A 23,791-nucleotide genomic window follows, 5' to 3' on the forward strand; every position below is an offset into this window, starting at 1 on the left:
TCAGCCCGTTCAGGCGGAAAGGGCCGGGATCACGTCGGTCTGGCTGAAGTCGTCGCCTTTGAACAACAAGGGGGCGTCGCTTTCCTTGGCCAAGGCGTAGGCGAAACAGTCGCCGAGATTGAGGTTGGCGGGCGTGCGCTTTCCGAAGTCTCGTTCAGCGCCTGCGGCCAGAGACGTCGTGCGTGATGTGGCGGGGGCAATCCGTATTCCCAAACTTGCGATCACGAGATCCAGATCCGCGACGCCGGCCTCACCGCGCAGTGCTCTCAAACGCGTGGCCGCTTCCCAATAGCCGACAGGCGACATGAACAGGTCTGTTTCCCGCGCCATGAACCGACGGAACGCCATGTCTTCCGGTTCTCGCAGAAGCACCGCCACCAGGGCGGAGGCATCGACCACGATCATTTGGGCAGGCCGTCTTCGTCATAAAAGTCATCGTCGGTAAGCAACGGGCCAACGATCGGCAGGCTGTTGAAATGGGCGACGATTTCCTCGACTGCGGCGAGCTTGGCCTCGATTTCAGCCTCACGTCTGGCGACCAGCCGTTCGTCCCGCTCTCTGACCATCTCCTCGACCAGGTCGGTGATGGACTTGCCTTCAAGACGTGCAAGTTCACGCAGCCGTTCGGCGACTTCGGGCTTTCTGATCTGGACAGGCGCATTCATGACAAATGGAAATCTATCATGACAAGCTGCTCAATCCAACCCGCGCCTTGACTTCGCCGGGTTGCGGGGCGACCTAGCCGCCTCGCTTTCGAGGTCGTCTATCCATGTCCGTCAAGGTCCGTTTCGCCCCGTCTCCCACGGGTAAGCTGCACGTCGGCAATGTCCGCACCGCCCTGGTGAACTGGATGTTCGCCAAGGGGCAGGGCGGGTCGTTCGTGTTGCGGATCGACGACACCGACCTGGCGCGCTCCACGCCTGAGTTCGAACAGGGGATCGAAGACGATCTGACCTGGCTGGGGATGCTGTGGGACGAGCGTTACAACCAGTCCAAGCGGTTCGACCGCTATGAGGAGGCCGCCGCCAAACTGAAGGCTTCGGGCCGGCTGTACCCCGCCTATGAGACGGCCGACGAATTGGACCGGCGTCGCAAGGTGCAGCTGTCGCGCGGCCTGCCGCCGATCTACGACCGCGCCGCCCTTGAGCTGACAGAAGACCAGAAGGCCGCTTACGAGGCCGAGGGCCGTCGTCCGCATTGGCGGTTTAAGCTGGAAGGCAAGCGGGTCGCCTGGGAAGATCTGGCGCGCGGTCATGCCGAGGTGGACACGGCCTCGATGTCGGACCCCGTGCTGATCCGCGAGGACGGTCTGTTCCTCTACACCCTGCCGTCGGTGGTCGATGACATCGACATGGCCATCACCCATATCATCCGGGGCGAGGACCACGTCACCAACACGGGCGCACAGATCGAAATCTTCGAAGCTCTCGGCGCGACGGTTCCGGGCTTCGCCCATATGCCGCTGCTGGTCGGCGCCGACGGCGCGGCTCTGTCCAAGCGCCTGGGTTCGCTGTCGATCAGCGACATGCGCGACCAGGGCTATGAGCCCATCGCCATTACCAGCCACCTGGGCCGTATCGGAACGTCAGATCCCTTGGAAGTCGGCGCCTCGGTCGAGGCTCTGGGCCAGAGCTTCGCCTTCTCCAAGATGGGTCGGTCGCCGGCCCGTTACGACACGGCGGATCTGGACCGGCTGAACGCCCAGGCCCTGCATGTGATGGACTATGCGACGGCCCAGCCGCGTCTTCAGGCGCTGGGCGCCGATCTGGGCGAGACCTTCTGGTCGGTGGTGCGCGGCAACCTGAACAAGTTCGCCGATATCGCTGAAATGGCGAAGATCGTTCAGGGGCCGGTCCAGCCGGTGATCGAGGACGTCGCCTTCATCGAGACGGCGCTGCGTTTGCTGCCGGACGTGATTGACGAGAACGCCTGGTCGGCGTGGACCTCGGCCGTCAAGGCCGAGACGAGCGCCAAGGGTAAGGCGCTGTTCATGCCGCTGCGTCTGGCGCTGACGGGCCAGCCGCATGGGCCGGACATGGCGGCCATGGCGCCGCTGATTGGTCGCGAAACGATCCAACGGCGTCTGAGAGGCGAAGCGGCCTAAAGCCGCCTCGACCCGGATCAGGCGTTGCAGACGGCCAGTTCGTCGGCGCTCAGTTCGACGCCCTTGTACGAGAAGGCGGTCACGGGACCGAACTTCTGAACCACGCGACGGCAGGCGCGCGTAGCGGGTTGCGGCGTGCCGCCCGACGCGGTGCAGGTCGCGCCTTCGCAAGACCAGCGCGCGCCGTCGATGATGGTGGCGCGAGCGGGCGCCGAGGCGGCGTCGGCCAGGGTCAGGCTGGTGGCGGCGGGGGCCTGGGCGACGGCCGGAGCGGCGGCGAACAGGGCGGCGGCGATGAGCAGGGCGCGCATGGAAAACTCTCCGAAATGAAGAACGGCGTCGTGCCGCTGCGCCCCAATGTCAGTTTTCCATAAAAACTGTCAATACGTAGTCGCGCGAATATTAGCGACGATCACTTACCGCTGATCATGTTTCAACTGCGGCATGTCGCCGCCGGCCTGAACCTGGGCCATCGCCTCTTCGACGGTGTCGGCGACAGTCCAGGCGTCGAGGAACGAAGGCGGGGTCATGCCTTCCTCGACGCTGTGTTTCATCAGGGCGAAGAAGCCGTTCCAGAAGCCGTTCAGGTTCAGGAAGACGACCGGCTTGTGGTGCAGATCCAGCCGCTTCCACGACAGCAGTTCGACGACTTCTTCCAGGGTGCCGATGCCGCCGGGGGCGACCACGAAGGCGTCCGACTGATCGTACATCAGCTGTTTGCGCTCGTGCATCGAGGTGACGACGACGGTCTCGACCTCGTCGAACAGGCGTTCGCGGCTGCGCAGGAAGGCCGGCATGATGCCGACGACCCGGCCGCCCGCGTCATGCGCGCCGCGCGCCGATGCGCCCATGAGGCCCACGCCGCCGCCGCCATAGACCAGCCGCCAGCCGGCCTCGGCAGCAAGCTTTCCGAAGGCGTAGGCCGCCTTGGTATAGGTGGGATCGGCGGTTTCGGAGGAGCCGCAGAACAGGCAGACGGACGAACCGTCGAAGGGCAGGAACGAAACGGGGGGCAGGGACATGGAGCCTCGAAGAAAACGAATACCCGATCTGGCCATGGCCAAACCGACGGCGCTCAAGCTAACACAGGCTCAAGCCGCTGGGTCGCCAGTCCTATATCGTAGAGGCGAAGGATGAAACGTCGGATGATCGTCGCGTGTGTCGCGGTCCTGGCTGCGGCGGCCTGTTCCGACCCGCAAGGCGGCGTGGCGGGGCCGACAGGGGCGGACGAAGCTTCGCCCTGGGTCCGGCCGCCGCTGATCGACGGTGTGACCCGTGATGGCGGGGTGCTGGTCGTGCGCGGGGCGGCGGGCCCGAACGCGCGCGTCGTGTTGCGTGCGCCGGGTGCGGCTGCTGTGGCCGCCAGCGCGGATGGGGCGGGCCGATTCGAGCTTCGGCTGCCGCCCCTGCACGGCGATGTGCGGTTCACGCCCGAGGTGCAGGTAGGCGAGGACGCCGCCGTCTCGCCCGAGACATTGGTGGTCATCCAGGGCGGGGCGGGGCCAGTCGTGTTGATCGCCGCAGGCCAGCCGACTGTCCGTCTGGACGGCGCGGGCGGTTTGGACGCGGTGGATTCGGACGGCGCCACGCTGATGGCGTCGGGTCAGGCGGAAGGGGCCGCGCCCGTCGTGGCCATAAACGGCGTCGGCGTGACGGCGACGGCGATCGGGCGCGGGCGGTGGCGCGCCGTCACAGGGCAGTCAGACGCAGCGACGATCACGGTGAACGGCAAGAGCGTCGACTATCCGGGCGCAGGCGGTGCGACGGGTTTCGTCATTGAGAGGGCCGGGCAGGGCTGGCGGATCACCTGGCCCGTGGCGCCGAACGGTCGCCAGTCGGCGTGGCTGCCAGATCGGGTCGGTTAACCACTTGGAAACCAATTCGGTTAACTAAGAGGATCGTCCTTAGGGACACCATCACCGAACCTTATTTCAGCCCGGCGCCCCCCGCCGGGCTTCTTTTTGATCGCAGATCAGCCCTTGTCGGGCATGTCCTTCGCCTTTTCCGTGCGGTCGCGGAACAGGGCGGCGCGGGCCAGAAGGATCAAGGTGACCGGCGTGGTGACGGTCAGGAACAGGCCGATCAGGATTTCGCGCGGCATGAACCGCCCCTCGACCACCGTGAACCACACCACAGACGCCGCCAGCACCAGCGCCATGCCCAGGGTCGCCCCCAGAGTCGGGGCGTGGACACGTTCGTAGAAGGTCTTCAGACGCGTCAGGCCGACGGCGCCCAGCAGCGACAGAGCCGAGCCGGCGACAGCCAGACCCACGACGACGAAGGCGGCCCATGCGGGGATCTGAGCCTCGGTCATTCGATCACCTCGCCGCGCATCAGGAACTTGGCCAAGGCCACGGTGGCGGCGAAGCCAAGCATGCCGATCACCAGAGCGGCCTCGAAGTAGAGCTGGCTGTTGGTGCGGATGCCGAACACCACCACCAGAAGCATGCCGTTCAGAAAGAGGGTATCCATGCCCAGAACGCGATCCTGGGCGCGCGGGCCGTGGATGATGCGCCACGCGGCCAGGCCCATGGCGCAGATCAGCATCAACTGGGCCAGACCCAGGCCCCAGGTCAGCACCGCCGCTGTCATTCGAAAATCTCCATCAGCCGGCGCTCGTATCGGTCCTTGATCAGGCGCACCCAGGTCTCTTCGTCCACGAGGTCGAGCACATGCAGCAGCAGCCGGCCGGTCGCGGACTCGTACTCGACCCACAGGGTGCCGGGCGTCGAGGTGACGATGATGGCCAGGACCGCCAGGCCATATCGATCACGCAGGTCCAGCGGGATATGGATGAAGCCGGACGTCCGCTCGTGGCGACGACGACCCAGGATGATCTGCGACACCGCCCAATTCGAGCGCACGATGTCGCCGGCGACATCGATGGCGAGGCGCGCCATGGCCTTGGGCGCCTTCAGCCGCACGCGATCCACGCCCAGGGCCAGCATGATGATCGGCGCCAGCAGGGCCAGCAGCACGGCGAGCACCAGAGACGGCGGGGCGACCGAGGCGCTGAGCAGGATCGAGGCGACGAACAGGCCCAGCGACAGGACGGGGTAGGGCAGGATGCGTCTCATCGGCCGCCTCCGCCCAGGACAGCGTGGATGTAGCCTTGCGGCTCGGCCAGCCAGGCCGCCGTATGGTCGGTGTAGATCAGCGCGGCCCCAGCGAAGATGGCCAGGAACACGCAGGCGCCGAGCAGGGCGGCGACGGCCGTCAGCTCGGCCGCGCCCACGACGAACGCCGGCGCATCCTCGTCGCGGGTCCAGATGGCGCCGACCCCCAGGCGGGTCAGGCCGATCAGGGCCCCGAGGCTGGACACCGACAGCACCGCCACCAGCGTCCAGGCCGCCGCGCCGCCGACGCCGACCAACGCGCTGATCATCGACAGCTTGCCGACGAAGCCCGCCAGGGGCGGCATCCCGGCCACCATCAGGGTGCAGATCAGGAAGGCGCCGCCCAAGGCCGCCACCGCCGCCGGGATGACAAGGCCGGGCTCGTTGCGTTCCTCATCGTCGAACGGATCGCGATATTCGTCGTCGAAGACGGCGCGCGCCTCACCCACGTCGGCCTCGCGTCCGCGCTGCAGGATCTCGGCCAGCAGGAACAGGGCTGCACAGGCCAGGGTCGAGCCGATCAGATAGAAGAGCGCGCCGCTGAGGGCCGCTGGGTCGCCGACGCCCAGGATCGCCAGCACGGTGCCCGACGAGATCATCACCCCGAACCCGGCGGCGCGGGACAGATCGCGCGAGGCGATCAGCCCGAAGGTGCCGAATGCGATGGTCGCCAGACCGCCGAACATCAGCCAAGTGAGCCCGAACCCGGCCGAGGCCCCTGCGTCTGCGCCGAACAGCAGCAGGCTGAGCCGGATGATCACATAGACCCCGACCTTGGACAGGATGGCGAAGACCGCCGCCGCCGGGGCGCTGGCGGCCGAATAGGTCGAGGTCAGCCAGAAGCCGACCGGCCACATGGCGCACTTGACCAGGAAGGCCGTGCCCAGCACCGCCGCCCCTATGTGGAACAGGCCCAGGTCGCTCGCCGCAATGGCCGGAACCCTGGTCGCCAGGTCCGCCATGTTCAGCGTGCCCGTCACTCCGTAGATCAGGCTGACCCCGATCAGGAACAGCAGAGAGGCGGTCAGGTTCACGGCGATGTAGATCAAGCCCGCCCGCACCCTGGCCTCGCCCGAGCCATGCAAGGCCAGGCCGTAGGAGGCGGCCAGCATCACTTCGAAGAAGACGAACAGGTTGAACAGGTCGCCGGTCAACAGGGCGCCGTTGACGCCCATGATCAGCAGCAGGAACAGGGCATGAAAGCGCGGCCCGGCCCGGTCCCAGCGCGCCAGGGCGAAGATCAAGGCGCAGCCGCCCAGAACGCTGGTCAGGGCCACCATCATCGTCGACAGCCGGTCGGCGACAAGCACGACGCCGTAGGGCGCCGCCCAGGATCCCAGGCGATAGACGCGAGCGGTGTCGCCGCCGCCCACCGCGCCATTGGCGCTTTCGTGCAGCAGGATCAGCGCCATGATCAGAATGGCCGCCATGGCCGCCAGGCTGAGCGAGGCCTTCAGGATGCGACGGCGCTCGTTCGCCATCAGCATGGCCGAGGCGATGATCATCGGCAGGACGATGGGGCCGATGATCAGGTGGGAATGCCAGTCGGTCATGCGTCGGGCTCCTTGCCGTCGACATGGTCGCTGCCGGTGATGCCGCGCGCGGTCAGGATGACCACCAGGAAAAGCGCCGTCAGAGCGAAACTGATGACGATGGCCGTCAGCACCAGGGCCTGGGGCGTCGGGTCGGTGTAGCGGGCGGGATCGAACACATCGCCCTTCAGCACCGGCGGGGCGCCCGACTTCAGCCGTCCCATGGCGAAGATGAAGATGTTGACCGCATAGGACAGTAGCGACAGCCCCATGATCACCTGGAAGGTGCGAGGCCGCAGCAGCAGCCACACGCCCGAGGCCGACAGCACGCCGATGGCGAGGGCGAGAACCAGTTCCATCATGACGGCTCTCCCTCCTCGGCGTCTCTTTGTTTGGGCTTGCGCAGCGACTGGTGCGCCAGGGCCACCAGGGTCAGGACCGTCGCGCCGACGACCAGGATCACCACGCCCAGGTCGAACAGGACGGCGCTGGCCAGGGGCACGCGGCCCAGTATCGGCAGGTCCGCGTACTGGAACCAGGAGGTCAGGAAGGGATAGCCGAACACCCATGACCCGATCCCGCTGAGCGCGGCGATCACCAGGCCGACGCCGATCCAGAAGATGGGTCGGATGGCCAGCCGCTCCTCAACCCACCGGGCGCCCGAGGCCATGTACTGCAGGATGAAGGCGATCGACAGGGTTACGCCGGCTGCGAATCCGCCGCCCGGCAGGTCATGCCCGCGCAGGAACAGGTGCACGGCCAGCAGGATGATGAAGGGGAAGATCCAGCGCATGACCACGCGCGGGATCAACATGGTCTCCTTCAGGGTATCGCCTTCCGAGCGGGTGTCGTGATCGCGGTCCGAGGCGTTCTGGGCCTTCTGCTGACTGGGATCCGGCAGGGTGTCGTCCGCTGGGCGGAACCGGCGCAGCAGGGCGAAGATCGTCAGGCCGACGATGCCCAGGACCGTGATCTCGCCGAAGGTGTCAAAGGCGCGGAAGTCGACCAGGATGACATTGACGATGTTGCGCCCGCCCGCGTCCTTGTAGGCGTGCTCGACGAAGAAGCGCGAAATCCCCTCGACCGAGGGCCGCGTCATGACGGCATAGGAGATGGCGGCCAGGGCTGTGCCGACGGCTGCGGCGATGACCAGGTCGATGCGGCGGCGACGACGCGAACGCCGCTCCATGGCCTGGGGCAGGCGGATGGTCTCCAGACGTTTCGGCAACCAGCGCAGGCCCAGCAGCAGAAGGACGGTGGTCACCACCTCGACCAGCAACTGGGTCACGGCCAGGTCCGGCGCCGACAGCCAGACGAAGGACAGGCAACTGGCCAGACCCGCCCCGCCCATCAGAACGACGGCCGCCAGCCGGTGATACTTCGCCTGCCAGGCCGCCGCGACCGCGCAACTGGCGCCGACCAGCCACAGGCCCGCAAAGGCCCAGTTCGCCAGGGTCGGCGTCGGCATGATCGGCCTGATGACCAGGCCCGCGCCAATGGCGGCCAGACCGCCCGCCAGCAGGGCGACCAGGACGATGGCGCGCAGCTGCGGCTGTTGCCGCGTCGCGCCGAACAGGCGGACCAAGGCTTCCGAACCCTTGAACAGTCCGGTCATCGCCCGTTCGAACAACCAGCCGCCGTTCAGCCGCTTCCAGCCCCAGGGCCCGCCGCGCGGATTGGCGTTGATCCGCTTGCCGAAGACGACATACAGGCCCACGCCCCCCGCCAGGGCAATGAGGCTCAGCACCAGCGGCAGGTTGAACCCGTGCCACAGGGCCAGGCTGTAATAGGGCAGGTCGAAGCCCAGCACCGAGACGGCGGCGCTCTTCAGGAACGGACCCACCGTTACGGCCGGGAAGATGCCCACGACCAGGCACAGCGCCACCAGCACCTCGACCGGACGCCGCATCCAGGCGACCGGCTCGTGCGGCACGCGGTCCAGCTTGGTCGGCGGCGGGCCGAAGAAGGTCGTGTGGATGAAGCGCAGCGAATACAGGACGCTGAAGGCGCTGGCCAAGGTCGCCAGAGCGGGCAGCAGCAGGTTCAGGCCGTGGGTGTTCACGCTGGCCACCGCCTCGGCCAGGAACATCTCCTTGGACAGGAAACCGTTCAGCAGGGGCACGCCCGCCATGGCCGCCGCCGCCACCATGGCCAGGGTCGCGGTGAAGGGCATGAAGCGGAACAGGCCGCTGAGCTTACGCATGTCCCGCGTGCCGGCCTCATGGTCGATGATGCCGGCGGCCATGAACAGCGAGGCCTTGAAGGTGGCGTGGTTCACCGTGTGGAAGATGGCTGCGATACAGCCCAACGGGCTGCCCAGCCCCAGCAACAGGACGATCAGGCCCAGGTGGCTGATGGTCGAATAGGCCAGCAGGCCCTTCAGATCATGCTGGAAGATGGCGCACCAGGCGCCCAGCAACAGGGTCGCCAGACCCATGCCGCCGACGATCAGATACCAGCTCTCCGTCCCCGCAAAGACCGGCCAGAATCGGATCAGCAGGAAGATGCCCGCCTTCACCATGGTCGCGGAATGCAGATAGGCGCTCACCGGCGTCGGCGCGGCCATGGCGCGCGGCAGCCAGAAGTGGAACGGGAACTGGGCGCTCTTGGTCATGGCGCCCAGCAGCAGCAGGATCAGGGCCGGCAGATAGAGCGGGCTCTCCTGGATCGCGTCTCGCGAGGCCAGGACGACATCCAGATCGTAGCTGCCGACGATCCGCCCGATCAGGATCATGCCGACCAACAGGGCTATCCCGCCCGTCGCCGTGACCGTCAGCGCCATGCGCGAGCCTTCGCGCGCGGCCGAATTCTGGTGCCAATAGCCGATCAGCAGGAAGGAAAAGAGGCTGGTCAGCTCCCAGAAGACGACCAGCTGGATCAGGTTGCCCGACAGCACCACCCCCTGCATCGCGCCCATGAAGGCCAGCAGGAAGGAGAAGAAGCGCGGCACCGGATCCTTCGGCGACATGTAGTAGCGGGCGTACAGCACCACCAAGGCGCCGATCCCCAGGATCAGGGCGCTGAACAGCCACGACAGCCCGTCCAGCCGCAGCACCAGATTGACCCCCAGCGACGGAAGCCAGGTGATCTCGTAGCGCAGCGTCTCTCCGTCCTGGAACATGGGCCAAAGCGCCGCCAGACACCCCAGGCTGACCAATGCCACGACCCAGGACAGGATGGCCGCAGAGGTCCGTGCGTGACGCGGCAGACCGGACGCGACGATGGCGCCGAGGAAGGGCAGCACGAGAATGATGACGAGGAGGAAGCTGATGGACATTACGGCGGCGCGTCTCTCCGAAGTCTCGCGGTTGGCATGGCCGAACGCTCAAGGTTCGGCAAGGTTCTGATCGCCTTTCACCTACGAACTGGAATGCGGCGCGTCAAAGCGACACCACGGCGCGGCGGCGTTTGACGGCGGTCATGCGAGATGGCGACGGCAAGCAGCCCGGCGGGCTATGCCTGGCGAATATTGCTTTGTCTGGGAGGGACTTAGGTCAAAGGCCTGTAAGAACAGCGGCCTTTACTCCCGAGTGGCTCCGCGGGTAGGATTCGAACCTACGACCAGCCGATTAACAGTCGGCTGCTCTACCACTGAGCTACCGCGGAACATGCTCGGGAGGCGGGCCTATAGCAGCGCCTGTTCTGATCTTGCAATGGGAAATTGACCAAATCGACCCGATAATTATCGACGATCCCGAAGACCCGCGTGTTGCGGCCTATCGAGACATCCGCGAACGCGATCTGACGGGCCGCCAGGGTCTGTTCATCGCCGAGGGGGAGGTGGTGGTGCGTGGGCTGGCGTCGGCGGCGTCGCGCTGCCGGCCGCTGTCGCTGCTGCTGGCCGAGAAGAGGGTGGCGGTTTTGACGGATGTGATCCAGGCCCTGCCGTCTGCGACGCCCGTCTATGTGGCGCGCCAGCCGGTGCTGGACCGCATCGCCGGATTCGAGCTGCACCGGGGCATATTGGCCCTGGGCGAAAAGCCTGCGCCGCCGTCGCTGGCCGAACTGCTGGCGGATGTGGGGCCTCAGGATGTGTTCGTCGTCGCCAGTGGCATTGGCAATCATGACAATATGGGCGGGCTGTTCAGGAACGCCGCCGCTTTCGGGGCCAAGGCGGTGTTGCTCGATGCGACCTGCTGCGATCCCTTCTATCGCAAGGCCATTCGCGTCTCGGTCGGGGCCGTGTTGCGCACGCCGTTCGCCATTGCCGAGGCCGAGGTCATCGTGGACGCGCTGCAACAGGCGGGCGTCGAGGTGCTGGCCCTGACGCCGTCGGCGACCGAGCGCCTGTCGGATTATCGGCGGTCGGGGCCGGTCGCCCTGGTGCTGGGGTCGGAGGGGCCGGGTCTGCCGCGAAAGCTGATCGACCGCTGCCGGCCCATCGGCATCGCCATGGCGGGCGGGTTCGATTCGCTGAACGTCGCCGCCACCAGCGCGGTGGCCCTGCATCATCTGACGACGACGGCGCTGGCGCGGGGCTGAAAACGAGAAGGCCGCCCCGAGGGGCGGCCTTCGTCCGTGTCATCGCGATGGAGGCCTGACCGGGAATCGAACCCGGGTGCAAGGATTTGCAGTCCTCTGCGTCACCACTCCGCCATCAGGCCGCTTTTGGTCCCCGATTTCTCGGGGGCGGTCATCGCGAGGGGCGTTCGCTATCAGATCGGATTGTCCGCTGCAACGCACGGACCTATAAGCGCGCGAGTTTTCCTCCCGGATTATCGTTGAAGGCTGCCCTACAGATGGATTTCACCGCAGAGCGCAAGGCTATGGTCGACTCGCAGGTGCGGGTGAACGACGTGACCGATCGCGCCATTCACCTGGCCATGATGGCCGTGCCGCGTGAAAAGTTCTGCGCGCCCGACCGCGCCTTCGCCGCCTATTCCGAAGAATCGGTGGTCATCGCCGGCGAACGTCGCCTGATGCCGGCCCGCGACGTCGCCAAGCTGTTGCAGGCCGTCGATGCGCGGGCAGGGGAGAAGGCGCTGGCCATCGCCGCCCCTTACGCCGCCGCTGTGCTGGCGCGCATGGGCGTGACGGTCACCGCTCAGGAATCAGACGAGGGCGTCTTCGCCGTGGTCGGCGAGGCCCTGGCGGCCGAGGGCGTGACAACGGTCGTCGCGCCGCTGGCCCAGCCGACCGGCGAGGGCTGGGACCTGATCATTTCCGAAGGCGGCGTGCAGAGCCTGCCCGAATCGTGGGGCGCGGCCCTGCGTCCCGGCGGTCGTATCGTGGTGGTCGAGCGTCGCGGGGCCATCGGCAAGGCGGCCCTGTATGTGCAGACGCGCGAAGGCCTGTCGCGCCGCGAACTGTTCGATTCGTCGCCGTCGGTCCTTGCCGAGCTGACGCCGGCCCCCACTTTCGCGCTGTAAGGCGACAAGACGCACGGTTGCGACGGAAATCCCGTTCGCAACCGTGAAGAAAACTTAACTGGCGTGTGGTTCAGTCAGGCCGCAGTTACGCCTGAGAAACATTCGGGCGTTCCTCGGGGCGTCAGGCAAGGACGGACAATGTTGAAACGCTCGCGTGTGCTGGCTTCGGCCGCAGTGGTCGCCGTGATGACCGGACTGGGTGCGCCTGCCTGGGCCGAGACGCTGCAGGACGCCATCGCCCTGGCCTATCGGACCAATCCCAACCTGCTGGCCCAGCGCGCCACCCAGCGCGCGCTGGATGAGACGGTGGTCCAGGCTCGCTCGGGCCTGCGCCCGACGCTCAGCGCCTCGGCGGGGGTTGATTATACCCGCAGCGACTTCCCCGCCGTGACTCAGTTCGTGGACACCAACGGCGACGGCGTGCCGGACACCCAGGTTTCGTCGTCCTCATCGGAAACCGACGGCGCGAATGTGGGCGTCAGCCTGAGCCAGAACATCTGGACCGCCGGCCGCACCTCGCGCGCCATCGATCAGGCCCGCGCCAGCGTTCTGGCTGGCCGCGAGAACCTGCGCGAGATCGAACAGTCGGTCATGCTGTCGGTCATCCAGGCCTATGTGAACGTGACCCGCGACATGGAAATCCTGCGCATCCGCCAGGAGAACCTGACCGTCCTTCAACGTCAGTTGGAAGAGACCAGCGCTCGCTTCGAGGTCGGCGAGATCACCCGCACCGACGTGGCCCAGGCCGAGGCCTCGCAGGCGCAGTCGGAAGCCGACCTGGCCAACGCCCAGGCCCAGCTGTCCACCTCGCGCGCCGCCTATGCCGCTGTCGTGGGTCAGTCGCCTAGCGATCTGGAAGACGCGCCAGCCCTGCCGGCCGTGCCCACCGACTTCGACGTCGCCATCGAAACCGCCCTTCAGCGTAATCCCGGCGTCTTGGCTGCCACCTATACGCTGCAAGGCGCAGAGGCGGCCGTCGCCGCCGCCCGCTCGGAATATCTGCCGTCCGTGCGAGCAACCGCTTCCTATGGCGGCTCTACCAACGATCTGGGCGACCTCGGCGAACTGGCCGACCGTCGCAGCTTCACCGCCGGCGCTACCCTGTCGGTGCCTCTGTTCACCGGCGGCCTGAACCGTTCGCGCGTCGCCCAGGCGCTGGAACGCGCCAATGCGGCTCAGATTTCCATCGAAGGCGAGCGCCGCACCGTCTTGCAGGACGTCAGCTCGGCCTACGCCCAAGTCCTGTCCACCCGCGCCACGGTGTCGGCAGGCAGCGAAGCGGTTCGCGCCGCCTCGGTCGCCGCCGAGGGCGTGCGTCAGGAGGCCCAGGTCGGTCTGCGCACCACGCTGGACGTGCTGAACCAGGAACTGGCCCTGCGGAACTCGCAGACCTTGGTGGCCAGCGCGCGCGCCGCCGAATATGTGGCCCGCGCATCGCTGCTGGCCGCCATGGGTCAGCTGGAAGGTCCTGCGCTGAACCCCTCCATCGACGCCTATGATCCCGCGACCAACTACGATCAGGTCAAGGGGCGCGGCGGTCTGCCGTGGGATGGCGTGATCGAGACGCTGGACCGCGTGGCCTCGCCGCCGATCGTCGCCGCCGCCGACGCCGCCGATGCGCCGATCGACACGCAGTTGAAAGGCGAGGTCGTCCGCACCGCGCCGCAGAACTGACGGTCGCCGAATACGGACCGAAACCGCCCGTTGATTCCAACGGGCGAAGATGCGACGACATGGCATAGGCGCCGAACGATCCGTCGTTCGGCACCTGACCCTTTCGCGGCGTGCGGCTTAGTCCGTAAGCCAACTTCTTCCCAGGCCTCGCCCAAGGTTGCGCCATGACCGATCAGTCCGCCCAGGAACCGACCATGGAAGAGATCCTGGCGTCGATTCGCCGGATCATCTCCGAAGACGACGCTCCGGCCGAGACGCCGGCCGCAGCTGCGCCTGAAGCCACGCCTGAGCCTGTGCCCGAGCCGCTTGCGGCCGAGACCATCTTCGCCGCCCCGGTCGAGCCGACGCCGGAACCGGCCGCCGTCGAGGACGACGTGCTTGAACTGACCGACCGCTACGAAGCGCCAGCGGAGATCATCGGCGACCTGGACGTGGTCGAACACACGCCTGAACCCTATCAGCCCGAGCCGGAACCCGCTCCGTTCTATGCCGAATCGGCGCCCGAGCCTGCGCCCTCTTATGACACCCTGGTCGGCGACAGCGCCGCCGCCAGCGCCGCCTCGGCCTTTGCCGGTCTGGCCGCCTCTTTCAAGAAGCCGGAGCCGGCGCAGGCCGCGTCGGGCGACCTGCCTTTCGTCAGCGGCAACACCGTCGAGGCCATGGTCGCCGAGATGCTGCGCCCCTTGCTGAAGGACTGGCTGGACAACAATCTGCCCGGCATCGTCCAGGCGGCCGTACAAAAGGAAGTCGAACGCATCGCGCGCAGCGCCTAGCCCTTCGCTTCACCGCAGACTAATCGAAGGGCGGCTCCTGCTGGGGGCCGCCCTTTGTCATTCGAGGCCCCGTGCGGCCGCGCCGCTTGCGCCGCACGACAACGATCAAAGAAGTCCCATGCTTGAGAAGACCTTCGAACCCCAGGCCGCCGAGCCCCGTCTGTACGCACAGTGGGAAGAGAGCGGCCTGTTCGCGCCGCGCGCCGCCGCCGCGACCGACGGCGCCGCCGACGCCTATTCGATCGTCATTCCGCCGCCGAACGTGACCGGCAGCCTGCACGTCGGCCATGCGCTGAACAACACGCTGCAAGACATCCTGGCCCGCTATCACCGGATGAAGGGCAAGGCGGTGCTGTGGCTGCCCGGCACGGACCACGCCGGCATCGCCACCCAGATGGTGGTCGAGCGTCAGCTGGCCGCCGCCGGCAACGTCGGTCGCCGCGACATGGGCCGCGACGCCTTCATCGAAAAGGTCTGGGAATGGAAGGCCGAGAGCGGCGGGGCCATCGTCCAGCAACTGCGTCGCTTGGGGGCCTCGTGCGACTGGTCGCGCGAGCGGTTCACCCTGGACGAGGGGCTGAACGCCGCCGTGCGCAAGGTCTTCGTGCAACTGCACAAGGAAGGCCTGATCTATCGCGACAAGCGTCTGGTGAACTGGGACCCCCATTTCCAGACCGCCATTTCGGATCTGGAGGTCGAGCAGCGCGAGGTCGACGGCGCCTATTGGCACTTCGCCTATCCGTTGGCCGACGGCGTGACCTATGAACACCCCATCGCCTTCGACGAGGACGGCAAGGCGACCGAATTCGAGACGCGCGACTTCATCGTCGTCGCCACCACGCGTCCAGAGACCATGCTGGGCGACACCGGCGTGGCCGTGCACCCGGAGGACGAGCGTTATGCGGGCCTTGTCGGCAAGTCCGTCATCCTGCCCATCACTGGCCGCCGCATCCTGATCGTCGCCGACGACTATGCCGATCCGACCAAGGGTTCGGGCGCGGTCAAGATCACCCCGGCGCACGACTTCAACGACTTCCAGGTGGGCAAGCGGGCGGGGCTCGACGCCCTGAACATCATGGACGCCTTCGGTCGCATCACCGCCGCCGATACGTCTGACGTCCCCGCCGAATACGAAGGCATGGACCGCTTCGCCGCGCGCAAGGCCATCGTCGCCCTGGCGGAAGAGGCCGGATGGCTGCGCGAGATCGAGAAGACGAAGCACGTCGTCCCGCACGGCGACCGCTCCGGTGTCGTCATCGAGCCGTGGCTGACGGACCAGTGGTACGTCGACGCCCATACGCTGGCCCAGCCGGCGCTCAAGGCGGTGGAGCAGGGCGACACGGTCTTCGAGCCGAAGTCCTACGAGAAGATCTATTTCGAATGGCTGCGCAACATCGAGCCCTGGTGCATCTCGCGCCAGCTCTGGTGGGGGCATCGGATCCCGGCTTGGTATGGCCGCCCCTTCGACCAAGAAAGCCGGTCTTGGGACATGGCTGGCTTGGAGACCTTCGTAGCTGAATCAGAAGAAGAAGCTCTAGCCGCCGCTGAAGTCCACTACGGAGAAGCTGTTCAACTGGCTGCGTCCGCTGGAGAGGCTAGTCAGCTAATCTCCGACGGCGCTGGCGTGGAGATTGCGCCGCCGATTTGGCGCGACGAGGACGTTCTCGACACTTGGTTCTCCTCCGCCCTGTGGCCCTTCTCGACCATGGGTTGGCCGGACGATACCGACGACCTGCAGCGTTTCTATCCGACCAGCGATCTGGTCACCGCCGCCGATATCATCTTCTTCTGGGTCGCCCGGATGATGATGATGGGCCTGCATTTCATGGACGGCGAAGTGCCGTTCAAGCGCGTCATCATCAATGGCCTCGTCCGCGACGAGAAGGGCCAGAAGATGAGCAAGTCCAAGGGGAACGTGATCGATCCCCTGGGCATCATCGACGAACTGGGCGCCGATCCGCTGCGCTTCACCATGGCCATCCTGTCGGGCACGCGCGACATCAAGCTGTCGAAGCAACGCATCGAGGGATACCGCAACTTCGGCACCAAGCTGTGGAACGCCGCTCGCTTCAGCCAGATGAACGAGGCGCGCCGCGTCGAGGGCTTCGATCCCGCGACGGTTGAACAGACGATCAACCGCTGGATCCGCGGCGAACTGACCAAGGCCGAACGGGCCGTGTCCGAGGCCATCGAGGGCGGGCGGTTCGACGATGCCGCGGGGGCGTTGTACCGGTTCGTCTGGAACGTCTTCTGCGACTGGTATCTGGAACTGGCCAAGCCGGTGTTCAACGGCGCCGATGAGGCCGCCAAGGCCGAGACGCGGGCCATGACCGCCTGGACGCTGGACCAGACTTTGAAGCTGCTGCACCCGGTCATGCCCTTCATCACCGAGGAGCTGTGGGCCGAACTGGGCAAGGAAGGTCCGGCGCGGGAAGGCCTGCTGATCGGCGCCGAATGGCCCGTGCTGCCCGACGCCTTCATCGACGCCTCGGCCGAGGCCGAGATCGGCTGGCTGGTCGATCTGGTCGGCGAAATCCGGGGACTGCGGGCCGAGATGAACGTGCCGCCGGCGGCCAAGCCGCCGCTGGCCTTCGTGGCACCCGACGCCGTCACGGCCGAACGGATCGCGCGCCATCGTGACCTGATCCTGACCCTGGGCCGGGTGTCCGAAGTTGGATCGGCCGAGGCCGCGCCGACCGGGGCGGTGACCTTCGTTTCGGGCGGATCGACGGTCGCGCTGTCGCTGACGGGCATCATTGATCTGACGGCCGAACGGGCGCGTCTGGAAAAGGAAATCGCCGCCTTCGAGAGCGACATCGGCCATGTGAACAAGAAGCTGGGCAACCCCAACTTCGTCTCGCGCGCCGCGCCCGAAGTCGTTGACGAGCAGCGCGCCAAGCTGGCCGAAGCCGAAGCCGGCAAGGTCAAGCTGCAGGCGGCGCTGGCGCGTCTGGCGTCGCTGTGACCCCTTCTCCCCTCGGGGGAGAAGGTGGCCCAAAGGGCCGGATGAGGGGGTTGGTTCAGCCTGATCCCCTCGTTGATGTTCGGTCCGAGTTTGGCAGCCCCCTCATCCGTCTCGCTCCGCGAGCCACCTTCTCCCCCGAGGGGAGAAGGGCGTGAGGACGCGGATCGATCAGCTTTTGGTCGCGCGTGGCCTGTTCGAAAGTCGTTCGCAGGCGCGCGCGGCGATCGAGGCGGGTCTGGTGGCCGCCAACGGCGTAGCTGTGCGAAAGCCTTCGGAGCAGTTCGTTGACGATGCGACACTTCAGGCTCAGCCCGCCCACCGCTGGGTCGGGCGCGGGGCATTGAAGCTGGACCATGCCCTGACCGTCTGGCCCGTGGCGGTCGAGGGCCGGGTGGTGCTGGACGTCGGCGCGTCGACCGGCGGCTTCACCGAGGTCTGTCTGGATCGCGGCGCGGCCCAGGTGTTCGCCGTCGATGTCGGGTTCGGCCAGATGCATGAGCGGGTGGCGGACGATCCGCGCGTGGTCAGTCTGGAGCGGACCGACGCGCGCGACCTGACGCCGGACCTGATCCCGGAAAGGCCGTCTCTGATCGTGTGCGACGCCAGCTTCATCAGCCTGATCAAGGTTCTGCCGGTCGCGCTCGATCTGGCGGCTGAGGAGGCGGACCTGATCACCCTGGTCAAGCCGCAGTTCGAGGCCGACGGTCCCGGCGGCGGCAAGAAGGGGGTGGTCAAGGATCCCGCCGCCCACGCCGCCGCCGTCGAACGTGTGCGGGACTGGCTGGAGGCGATGGGCTGGACCGTGCAGGCGACGACCGAGAGCCCCATCACCGGCGGCGACGGCAATGTCGAGTTTCTGTTGTGGGCCAAGAAGCCGGGCTAAACAGGCCTGCTGCCGGGAGCCCTCAAACACGGGCTCAAATAGCGCGAAGCGCGATAGCCTCAGAATAAAGAGAAACCGCCGGAGGACTGATCCTCCGGCGGCTCCCGTCACGTCGTCGATCGACAGGGGGGCTGAAAATTAATCGACGACGCGATAGCGGCCGTACTGGTCGGGGCAGGTGCGGACATAGCGGGTGTCCGTGCGACCATCGGGCAGACGGACCTGGCTTTCGGCCAGACGGCATCCGTCTGAATTCTGATAGGATTCGACCGGGCGCGAGCGGTCGTCGTAATAGCCGCCACGGTCGTAGGCATAGTCGTCGCGACGGTCTTCGTAACGATAGCCCTGATCGCCGGTGTAGCGATCGTCGTAGTAGCTGGGCTGGCTGTAGCCCTGGGCGTAGTAGCCATTCGACCCATAGCTGCTCTGGCCATAGCTGCTCTGGTAGCTGCGGCAGGCGTCCGAGCTGGATCGGCCAACCTGCGACCCGACCACGGCGCCGAGGACGCCGCCCAGGATGCTGCCTTCGGTGCGGCGACCACGCGCCGCCAGCTGCGAGCCGATGACCGCGCCCGCGCCGCCGCCGATCACTGCGCCGGCGCCGGTACGACCCTGGCGTTCACGCGCGCAGGGGTCGTAGGACTGCTGATAGCCACGCCCGTAGTTGTAGGACGGAGCATAGGAGCCGGTGCCGTAGTTCTGGCTGTAGCCGTTTCCATAATAGACTTGCGCCGACGCCGTGAGCGGGGCGGCGGTGACGCCGAGCGCCAGGGCGGCGACGGCGGCGAGCGATGTTTTGGTGAGACGCATTTTCCAACCCTCTGAGGACCGAACGGTTTCCGTCAATCGTTAACGGCCAAGCCTCGTGTCTCGTTGCAGAGAGATTTACGACCCCGAAGCTGAACGGCAATTGATCGGCGCGTTCATATTCGTTCATCTTGCACGAGCCCGCGATGACGCCGTTCGATGTGTGTGCGGCTTGAGCGTTGGCCGGCGCGCGGCTAGAAGCCCGCCGATGGACATCTTCACCATCGACCGCGTCGGCGGCCAGGGCGACGGCGTCGCCCAGACGCCGTCGGGGCCGGTCTTCGCCGGCCTTACCCTGCCCGGCGAAACGGTGCGCGGCGTGGTCGTGGACGGCCGGCTGGAGCAGGTCGAGATCGTCACGCCCAGCCCCGACCGGATCGCACCGGTTTCGCCGCAATACGGTGACTGCGGCGGCTGTTCGCTTCAGCACTGGGCCGAGGGGCCTTATCTGGACTGGAAGCGCGAGCAGGTTCGGCTGACGCTGGCGCGCGAGGGGATCGAGACCGAGATCGAGGCGACGGTGGCGACACCGCCCGGAAGCCGTCGCCGCGTGGCGCTGCATGCCCGCCGGACCCAGGATGGGCGGGTGGTGCTGGGGTTCAAGGCGCGTCGCTCGTGGCGGCTGGTCGAGGTGCGGGCCTGTCCCGTCGCCGATCCCCGGATCGTGGCGGCCATTCCCGCGCTGGCCGAGTTGGCCGCAGCCTTCTTCGAACATCCGAAATCCGCGCCGACCCTGCATGTCACCTGGACCCTGTCGGGGCTGGACGTCGATGTGACGGGGGTCGAGCGGCGCTCGGGCGGCGGGCTGTCGGCCGATGCTCAGTGGAAGGCCATCCAGGCGGCGCATCGGGCCCATCTGGCGCGGCTCAGCCTGGCGGGCGACACCCTGGTCATGGCGCGCCAGCCCAAGGTGGCGTTCGGTCCGGCGACGGTCTCCCTGCCGGCCGGCGGTTTTCTGCAGGCCGTGCCTCAGGCGGAAGATGCAATGACCTCCCGCGCGGTGGCGGCGGTGAAGGGGGCCAGGAAGATCGCCGACCTGTTCTGCGGTGCGGGCGCCTTCACCTTCCCGCTCGCGACCGTGGCGCCCGTGATCGCGGCGGACGCGTCCAAGCCAGGCATAGGCGCGCTGAAGGCCGCCGTTGGTTCGGCCAAGGGCCTGAAGGCCATCACCGCCGAGGCGCGCGACCTGTTCCGCCGACCGCTCAATCCGTATGATCTCAAAGGGTGCGACGCCATTGTGTTCGACCCGCCGCGCGCCGGGGCCATCGACCAGACGGCTCAGATCGCGGATACGAAGGCCTCGGTCGTGGTCGGGGTGTCGTGCAACCCTCAGACCTTCGCCCGCGACGCCCGCGTGTTGATCGACGCCGGGTTTCGGCTGGAGACTGTCACGCCGATCGACCAGTTCCTGTGGTCGTCGCATGTCGAACTGGTGGGGGTGTTCAGGCGATGACCATGGACGATCAGAACGACGAAGACGGCGGCGGTTTCGACGCCGAGGACTGGACGCGGCTGAAGCCGTTCGTCGGCGCCGTGGCGACCCTGGACGACGTCCAGGCGCGCCGGGCGGTCTTCGCCCTGGGGGAGACGGATGATCCCCGGCCCATCGTCATGGACCTGCCCCAGCCGGTGATCTGGTGGGAGGAGGACGGGGAGCAGGCGGCGGTGGCTGTCCAGGCCGAAAGCCACCTCGGCCCTGACGGCGAGGAGATGGAGATCCTCGGCCTGATCCTGCCGGACGGCGAGGGCGCGGTGGCCTTGCTGGAGGATGTCGATCTGGTCGATGATACCGATCCGACCTGGCGCGACCTGGTCACCCGCGCCATCGACCCGTCGGCGGCGGACGACTAGCTGAACAGCTCAAGCTGCGGCCGAGCGTCGGCGGGAACGCGGAACTGGGTCTCGTCCAGCAGGCGGTGGGGCGTATCGAGGCCGTAGCGTTTAACGGCGGCCTTGAACCGCGCGCCGATCAGTTCGGCCACCGGGCCTGTACCCTTCATGCGCTGGGACCAGTCGGCGTCGTAGTCCTTGCCGCCGCGCGTCTGGCGGATAAGCGACATGACGCGCGCCGCGCGGTCCGGTCGGGCGTGGGCCAGCCACTCGCGAAACAGGTCTTTGATCTCCAGCGGCAGGCGAAGCGTCACATACATTGCCCGCGTCGCTCCCGCCTTGGCCGCCGCCTCCAAAATCGATTCCAGTTCGTGGTCGTTCAGGCCGGGGATGACGGGCGCGAACCCTACGCCGACGGGACAGCCCGCATCTGCCAAGCGGCTTATGGCCTCCAGCCGTTTCGCCGGGGTCGAGGCGCGGGGCTCCATCGCGCGGGCCAGACCGCGATCCAGCGTGGTGATGGAGACGAAGGCCGAGGCCAGCCCCGCCTTGCCCATCGGACCCAGGATGTCTGCGTCGCGCCCGATCAAAACCGACTTGGTGATGATGCTGAACGGGTGGTTGAAGCGTTGCATGACCTCCAGGATCGAGCGCGTCGATTTCAGATCTCGCTCCACCGGCTGATAGGGGTCGGTGTTGCCGCCTATGTGGATGCGTTTGCACCGGTATCGGGGGGCGAGGAACGCCTGTTCCAGCAGACTTGCGGCCTGGGGCTTGAAGAAGATCCGGCTCTCGAAATCCAGGCCCGGGGATAGGCCCATCCAGGCATGGGACGGACGGGCGTAACAGTAGATGCAGCCATGTTCGCAACCTTTGTACGGGTTGATGGAGCGGTCGAATCCGATGTCCGGGCTGTCATTCCGGGCGATGATGGTGCGGGCATGCTCCGGGGTGAGGGTGGTGCGCAGCGGCGCGGCCTCGGCGTCGTCGCGCGTCCAGCCGTCGTCGAACGATTGATGCTGTTCAGGCTCATAGCGGCCGGTCGCATTCGAACGCGCCCCTCTTCCCTTGGCGGTTTCCATGGGAAGGATGATGCGACATCATTTGGAACAAAGCAAGAACATTTGTTCTCGCTTCTTGATCACCTCAGTTTGGGGCGATGACCATGCAGGTGACGCGGCGTTCGGCCAGGGCCTCGCAGGCGGTCTTGGCCCCGGCTTCCGTCAGGCCGACGAAGCGCGAGCGATACCAGTCGCCGGCCGTCTGGACGTTGCTTTCGGCCGTGGCGAACTGGGTACGGAAACGCCGGTTGAGTTCGGTCAGCCAGTCGCTGGCCACCTTCTCCTCGCGGAAGGCGCCGACCTGAACGGCCCAGCGCCCGGCGGGCGTGCGGGCGGCGGCGCGGGCCGGTTCTCTCGCTGGGGGCGGGGTCGCCCGACGCGGCGTGGTCGAGGGCGCGACGGCTGCGCTGGATGGCGCGCCATTCAGCGAGGCGGTGACGTTGTGGGGCGCGCGGGCGGTCGGCGACGAGGCCGCAGCCTGGCCTATGGCCTGTGCGGTTGCGGCGGCGCGCTGGCTGGCCGCGCGTTCCGACGGGGCAGGGGCGACACGGGTCGGCAGGGCGGCGGGCGGTGGAGCGGCGGTATAGGCGACGGCGGTGGATTCGGCGCCGATGCCGTCCTCGTCGTCATTGACCGAGGCATAGGCGATCGGGGCGTCGGCCGAGACGCCGCCGACGCCGAAGCCGCGCTGTTCGAAGAAGGTCTGGGCGATCTGTATCCGTTCGCCCTGGGCGCGACGGCGCTCGACCTCGAAGCCGGTGTCCATCAGTTCGGCGACGTGGGCGTTGCGGCTGGCGGTCGAACGGCCGCCCAGCACGATGGTGATCAGTCGGCGTCCGTCGCGCACAGCCGAGGCGGCGAGGTTGTAGCCCGAGGCGTTGGTGTAGCCGGTCTTCATGCCGTCATAGCCGCGCCCGGTGGGCAGCAGGCCGTTGGTGTTGCGATAGTTGCGACCGTTGTAGGCCCAGTCGTGCAGGCCGAAGTAGCTGTAATACTGTGGGAAATCGCGCATGATGGCGCGCGCCAGGATGGCCTGGTCGCGCGCGGAAGTGATCTGGCGCGCATCGGGCAGGCCGTTGGCGGTGAAATAGCGGGTCTGGGTCATGCCCAGCTGTTCCGCCTTCAGGGTCATCATATTGGTGAAGCGAGCTTCCGACCCGCCGATGTGTTCGCCGATGGCCAGGGCCATGTCGTTGGCGGACCGCACGGCCGTGGCGCGCATGGCGTTATCCAGGGTGATGGTCTGGCCGGCGGCGAGGCCCAGCTTGGACGGCGGCTGCGAGGCGGCGCGCGGCGAGATCGTCAGCACGTCGTTCACGTTCGCCTTGCCCTGAGAGAGGGCCTCGAACGTCAGATACAGGGTCATCATCTTGGTCAGGGACGCCGGATAGCGGCGGCTGTCGGCGTTGCGCGCGAAAAGGACCTCGCCGGTGGCGGCGTCGATGACGATGGCGGCGTAGCGACTGTTCTCCTGCGACTGGGCCGCGATCGGCACTGAATTCGCACCCAGAACGAGCGACAGCGCAAGAACGGTGAACAGGCCACGGCGGAGAAAAGCGATCATGGGCGGGACAACCCCTCGGTAAACAGGGTGCGACAGGCCCCCCGGCCGTCACGAAGAAAGAGCTAGCATAGGAAGCGCGGGTTTCGTGGTGGTTAACCGCTCGTCAACGGGAA

The 23,791-nt window shown here is 67.0% G+C and carries 23 protein-coding genes and 2 tRNA genes; 10 read left to right on the forward strand and 15 right to left on the reverse strand.

The genetic code is table 11. The features are described from left to right. Positions 1 to 9: 9 nt before the first annotated feature. Together EGY25_RS12310 and EGY25_RS12315 are read right to left on the reverse strand one after the other, a co-directional pair. Positions 10 to 405, reverse strand: coding sequence for a type II toxin-antitoxin system VapC family toxin (locus EGY25_RS12310; RefSeq protein WP_135195242.1), 396 nt, complete (start codon positions 403 to 405; stop codon positions 10 to 12). Beyond that, the gene (locus EGY25_RS12315; protein WP_135195243.1) at positions 402 to 665 is read right to left on the reverse strand and encodes a type II toxin-antitoxin system VapB family antitoxin; all 264 of its coding nucleotides are present in this window, start codon (positions 663 to 665) and stop codon (positions 402 to 404) included. The genes EGY25_RS12310 and EGY25_RS12315 overlap by 4 nt, the downstream gene beginning before the upstream one ends. A 104-nt stretch (positions 666 to 769) precedes the next feature. Between EGY25_RS12315 and gltX the strand changes: the two genes are divergently transcribed. Next, positions 770 to 2,104 carry a glutamate--tRNA ligase gene (gltX, locus tag EGY25_RS12320; RefSeq protein ID WP_135195244.1) on the forward strand — a complete coding sequence of 445 codons (1,335 nt, stop codon included), beginning with the start codon at positions 770 to 772 and terminating at the stop codon, positions 2,102 to 2,104. A 17-nt stretch (positions 2,105 to 2,121) separates the two neighbouring features. On the opposite strand, the gene EGY25_RS12325 is transcribed toward gltX, so the two are convergent. Together EGY25_RS12325 and EGY25_RS12330 are read right to left on the reverse strand one after the other, a co-directional pair. Further along, a complete protein-coding gene (locus EGY25_RS12325) occupies positions 2,122 to 2,415 on the reverse strand; it encodes a CC_3452 family protein (protein WP_135195245.1) in 294 nt (97 codons plus the stop codon). Positions 2,416 to 2,520: 105 nt separating this feature from the next. Beyond that, the gene (locus EGY25_RS12330) at positions 2,521 to 3,126 is read right to left on the reverse strand and encodes a TIGR00730 family Rossman fold protein (RefSeq protein ID WP_135195246.1); all 606 of its coding nucleotides are present in this window, start codon (positions 3,124 to 3,126) and stop codon (positions 2,521 to 2,523) included. 111 nt (positions 3,127 to 3,237) lie between these two features. Here EGY25_RS12330 and EGY25_RS12335 point away from each other — a divergent pair, with 111 nt between their 5' ends. Then, positions 3,238 to 3,969 carry a hypothetical protein gene (locus EGY25_RS12335; RefSeq protein ID WP_209308042.1) on the forward strand — a complete coding sequence of 244 codons (732 nt, stop codon included), beginning with the start codon at positions 3,238 to 3,240 and terminating at the stop codon, positions 3,967 to 3,969. 107 nt (positions 3,970 to 4,076) lie between these two features. On the opposite strand, the gene mnhG is transcribed toward EGY25_RS12335, so the two are convergent. From mnhG to EGY25_RS12370, 7 genes are all read right to left on the reverse strand, one after another. Next, positions 4,077 to 4,418 carry a monovalent cation/H(+) antiporter subunit G gene (gene mnhG, locus EGY25_RS12340; RefSeq protein WP_135195247.1) on the reverse strand — a complete coding sequence of 114 codons (342 nt, stop codon included), beginning with the start codon at positions 4,416 to 4,418 and terminating at the stop codon, positions 4,077 to 4,079. Next, entirely contained in the window at positions 4,415 to 4,696 is a 282-nt protein-coding gene (locus EGY25_RS12345) for a K+/H+ antiporter subunit F (protein ID WP_135195248.1), read from the reverse strand. Before EGY25_RS12345 ends, mnhG begins: the two co-directional genes overlap by 4 nt. Further along, positions 4,693 to 5,181: a Na+/H+ antiporter subunit E gene (locus EGY25_RS12350; RefSeq protein ID WP_135195249.1), complete on the reverse strand. Its 489-nt coding sequence runs from the start codon at positions 5,179 to 5,181 to the stop codon at positions 4,693 to 4,695. Before EGY25_RS12350 ends, EGY25_RS12345 begins: the two co-directional genes overlap by 4 nt. Next, a complete protein-coding gene (locus EGY25_RS12355; RefSeq protein ID WP_135195250.1) occupies positions 5,178 to 6,773 on the reverse strand; it encodes a monovalent cation/H+ antiporter subunit D in 1,596 nt (531 codons plus the stop codon). Before EGY25_RS12355 ends, EGY25_RS12350 begins: the two co-directional genes overlap by 4 nt. Continuing rightward, entirely contained in the window at positions 6,770 to 7,114 is a 345-nt protein-coding gene (locus tag EGY25_RS12360) for a Na+/H+ antiporter subunit C (RefSeq protein WP_209308043.1), read from the reverse strand. The genes EGY25_RS12355 and EGY25_RS12360 overlap by 4 nt, the downstream gene beginning before the upstream one ends. Then, a complete protein-coding gene (locus EGY25_RS12365; RefSeq protein WP_135195251.1) occupies positions 7,111 to 10,029 on the reverse strand; it encodes a monovalent cation/H+ antiporter subunit A in 2,919 nt (972 codons plus the stop codon). Before EGY25_RS12365 ends, EGY25_RS12360 begins: the two co-directional genes overlap by 4 nt. A 254-nt stretch (positions 10,030 to 10,283) precedes the next feature. Next, positions 10,284 to 10,358: transfer RNA gene (locus tag EGY25_RS12370), tRNA-Asn, on the reverse strand. Positions 10,359 to 10,400: 42 nt separating this feature from the next. Between EGY25_RS12370 and EGY25_RS12375 the strand changes: the two genes are divergently transcribed. Next, complete coding sequence (locus tag EGY25_RS12375) at positions 10,401 to 11,234, forward strand: TrmH family RNA methyltransferase (RefSeq protein WP_135195252.1); 834 nt, start codon at positions 10,401 to 10,403, stop codon at positions 11,232 to 11,234. Between the two features lie 48 nt (positions 11,235 to 11,282). Here EGY25_RS12375 and EGY25_RS12380 read toward each other — a convergent pair. Next, a tRNA-Cys gene (locus EGY25_RS12380) sits at positions 11,283 to 11,356 on the reverse strand. 117 nt (positions 11,357 to 11,473) lie between these two features. Here EGY25_RS12380 and EGY25_RS12385 point away from each other — a divergent pair. From EGY25_RS12385 to EGY25_RS12405, 5 genes are all read left to right on the forward strand, one after another. After that, the gene (locus EGY25_RS12385) at positions 11,474 to 12,121 is read left to right on the forward strand and encodes a protein-L-isoaspartate O-methyltransferase family protein (RefSeq protein WP_245159456.1); all 648 of its coding nucleotides are present in this window, start codon (positions 11,474 to 11,476) and stop codon (positions 12,119 to 12,121) included. Between the two features lie 138 nt (positions 12,122 to 12,259). Then, positions 12,260 to 13,795 (forward strand): TolC family outer membrane protein, encoded by a 1,536-nt coding sequence (locus EGY25_RS12390; protein ID WP_135195253.1) that lies wholly within the window; start codon positions 12,260 to 12,262, stop codon positions 13,793 to 13,795. 164 nt (positions 13,796 to 13,959) lie between these two features. Beyond that, entirely contained in the window at positions 13,960 to 14,568 is a 609-nt protein-coding gene (locus EGY25_RS12395; RefSeq protein WP_135195254.1) for a DUF2497 domain-containing protein, read from the forward strand. 118 nt (positions 14,569 to 14,686) lie between these two features. Next, positions 14,687 to 17,533, forward strand: coding sequence for a valine--tRNA ligase (locus tag EGY25_RS12400; protein ID WP_135195255.1), 2,847 nt, complete (start codon positions 14,687 to 14,689; stop codon positions 17,531 to 17,533). A gap of 151 nt (positions 17,534 to 17,684) precedes the next feature. Next, positions 17,685 to 18,416: a TlyA family RNA methyltransferase gene (locus EGY25_RS12405; RefSeq protein ID WP_135195256.1), complete on the forward strand. Its 732-nt coding sequence runs from the start codon at positions 17,685 to 17,687 to the stop codon at positions 18,414 to 18,416. Positions 18,417 to 18,554: 138 nt separating this feature from the next. On the opposite strand, the gene EGY25_RS12410 is transcribed toward EGY25_RS12405, so the two are convergent. Next, a complete protein-coding gene (locus EGY25_RS12410) occupies positions 18,555 to 19,226 on the reverse strand; it encodes a glycine zipper 2TM domain-containing protein (RefSeq protein WP_135195257.1) in 672 nt (223 codons plus the stop codon). Between the two features lie 205 nt (positions 19,227 to 19,431). On the opposite strand from EGY25_RS12410, the gene EGY25_RS12415 reads away from it, so the two are divergent. Both EGY25_RS12415 and EGY25_RS12420 read left to right on the forward strand, forming a co-directional pair. Further along, on the forward strand, positions 19,432 to 20,676 hold the full coding sequence (locus EGY25_RS12415; RefSeq protein WP_135195258.1) for a class I SAM-dependent RNA methyltransferase: 1,245 nt from the start codon (positions 19,432 to 19,434) through the stop codon (positions 20,674 to 20,676). Between the two features lie 2 nt (positions 20,677 to 20,678). Continuing rightward, complete coding sequence (locus EGY25_RS12420) at positions 20,679 to 21,074, forward strand: hypothetical protein (RefSeq protein ID WP_209308044.1); 396 nt, start codon at positions 20,679 to 20,681, stop codon at positions 21,072 to 21,074. On the opposite strand, the gene EGY25_RS12425 is transcribed toward EGY25_RS12420, so the two are convergent. Together EGY25_RS12425 and EGY25_RS12430 are read right to left on the reverse strand one after the other, a co-directional pair. Then, positions 21,071 to 22,135 carry a PA0069 family radical SAM protein gene (locus EGY25_RS12425; RefSeq protein WP_135195260.1) on the reverse strand — a complete coding sequence of 355 codons (1,065 nt, stop codon included), beginning with the start codon at positions 22,133 to 22,135 and terminating at the stop codon, positions 21,071 to 21,073. The genes EGY25_RS12420 and EGY25_RS12425 overlap by 4 nt on opposite strands. Before the next feature lie 64 nt (positions 22,136 to 22,199). Continuing rightward, the gene (locus tag EGY25_RS12430; RefSeq protein ID WP_135195261.1) at positions 22,200 to 23,678 is read right to left on the reverse strand and encodes a D-alanyl-D-alanine carboxypeptidase; all 1,479 of its coding nucleotides are present in this window, start codon (positions 23,676 to 23,678) and stop codon (positions 22,200 to 22,202) included. Between the last annotated feature and the right edge of the window lie 113 nt (positions 23,679 to 23,791).

It is taken from the genome of Brevundimonas intermedia (assembly GCF_004614235.1).
GTDB lineage: Bacteria > Pseudomonadota > Alphaproteobacteria > Caulobacterales > Caulobacteraceae > Brevundimonas > Brevundimonas intermedia_A.